The sequence below is a fragment of the Sutterella sp. genome (assembly GCF_052272535.1).
Lineage (GTDB): Bacteria > Pseudomonadota > Gammaproteobacteria > Burkholderiales > Burkholderiaceae_F > Sutterella.
On the sequence record NZ_DAVZJY010000331.1, the window covers coordinates 1 to 1,810 of the forward strand.

The 1,810-nt window shown below is 64.0% G+C and carries 2 protein-coding genes; one reads left to right on the forward strand and one right to left on the reverse strand.

Going from position 1 to position 1,810, the window contains the following annotated elements; translation table 11 throughout:
- On the forward strand, window positions 1-221 hold a 221-nt coding region (locus ACT6Y9_RS10730), incomplete at its 5' end, for a hypothetical protein (protein WP_443744522.1).
- Window positions 222-618: 397 nt separating this feature from the next.
- On the opposite strand, the gene ACT6Y9_RS10735 is transcribed toward ACT6Y9_RS10730, so the two are convergent.
- Window positions 619-1,740 (reverse strand): ABC transporter permease, encoded by a 1,122-nt coding sequence (locus tag ACT6Y9_RS10735; RefSeq protein WP_295480750.1) that lies wholly within the window; start codon window positions 1,738-1,740, stop codon window positions 619-621.
- Window positions 1,741-1,810: the final 70 nt, after the last annotated feature.

Here is a 1,810-nt window from a genome sequence, read left to right on the forward strand (position 1 = left end):
GCCGGAGGTGCGGCCGGCCCGTTGCCGCTCAGGGAAGTGTGGAAAAGCCCGAGGAGGGAGGCGAGCGGGAGGAAGGTGTGGTGTTTTTGACATCCCTTGAAAACCATGACTTTCGCAATTCATTGATACTCAGTAAAAAATTGGCGTTTACATGGACGATCGTACATAAAGAGCGGACGGCTTGTCACAAAATCTTCATCTGGATTTGCCGGGCTCTCTGAAAAGAGCGCGGCTCGAGCGAGAATCGAGAGAGAAGGTTCTCTGCTCGTCGCTTCACGCCTCCGGCTTCCGCAACCGTTTTTCTGCCGCCGCCGCACCTCGATGTGCGGCGGTTCCGCCGAAGCAAGGACCTTCGGCGGCTCGCCCCCGGGTTTTCGGACTTGGGGGTTTTTTTTGCGTCTGAAATGGGCGAATGCAACCGGGTGGACGCCTCCGGGAGCAGGAGGCGGCCCTCAAGCCTGCAGCCGGAAGCGGGGGTGTTCGCGGCGGGTCGAAATCCGAGGGACGCCCAAGGCAAAACCGCTCACCTGACGAACAGAGACCTCGTCGGGCAGATGAAGATTGAGCCCGCCCGAAGAACCGGGATCAAGCGCATGGTGTGCCGGCGCTTCCATCCGCTCACGCCACCTTGTTCCTGAAGAGCCACGCCGCTCCCGGGATCGTCACGAGCGCGATCACGGCGAGGGGCCAGAGGTAGGGGAGGACGTCGGCGAGCCCGGCGTTCTCGAAGTAGATCATCCGCACCGTGAGGATGCCGTAGCGCACGGGGTTCATCACCGTGAGGGTCTGCATCCATCCGGGCATCGCCGCCACCGGGGTCATGAGGCCTGAGAGGACGAGCGAGGGAAGCAAGAGGATGAAGGCGAGGACCACGGACTGCTGCAGCGTCTTGGACCAGGCGGAGATCGCGAGTGCGAGCCCGACGATGCTCGTCGAGAAGAGCGTCACCACGAAGATGAGGAGCCAGATCGAACCCGCGAAGGGAATCCCGAACCACCAGCGGCAGACCGAGAAGATCATGAGGCTCTGCGCGACGCCGATCACGATCGGGGCGGCGGCCTTGCCCAAGAGAATCTCTACGGGCGAGAGCGGCGTCATGAGCATCATGTCGAAGGACCCTTCCTCGCGCTCGCGCGAAACGGCAAGCCCCGCGAGGAGCATCACCTGAATCATTGCGAGGCCGAGAATGAGGCCGGACATGATGTTGTAGCGGGTGATGCCGTTTTCGTTGTAGCGCCACCGGTCCACGATCTCGATGGGGCCGGCCGCGCCCGCCTCGCGGTTGAGGGCTTCGACGACGGCCGAGACGTAGCCCGTCGCGACGTTCGCGGTCGTGGTGTTGCGCGCGTCCGCGGCGACGAAGATTCTGCCCGCCTCGCCCCGGGCGATCCTCCGCGCGAAGTCGTCCGGGATGTAGACGCCGATCAGCGCCTCGCCCTCGTAGACCGCGCGCTCGAGCGCGTTGAAGGAGAGGGGATTCCCAGCGCGCACGAAGATGCGGTTCGATTCGAGGGCGCGCAGCACCCGCTCGCTCGCGGGGCTCCGCGAGGCGTCGAAGACCACGTAGGGCGCCTCCTCGAGGTTGAAGGTGGCCCCGTAGCCGAAGAGGATCGACTGCGCGATGATGGGCACGACGAGGATGCGCCGCATCCCGGGGTCGCGCAGAAGCGTCATGAGCTCCTTCTTCGCGAGGGCGCGCAGCCGCCCGAAGCTCGCGGAGAGAAGATGAAGAAAATGCATCACCATCGTGTCCCTCGCTTGACGCACTCCCCGCCCTGAAGGACGGGGATTCTCCACTTGACCAACGCTC

Bases quoted from the DNA above. Each gene is read 5' to 3' on its own strand.
- ACT6Y9_RS10735 (WP_295480750.1), bottom strand. From the start codon at position 1,740: ATGCATTTTCTTCATCTTCTCTCCGCGAGCTTCGGGCGGCTGCGCGCC.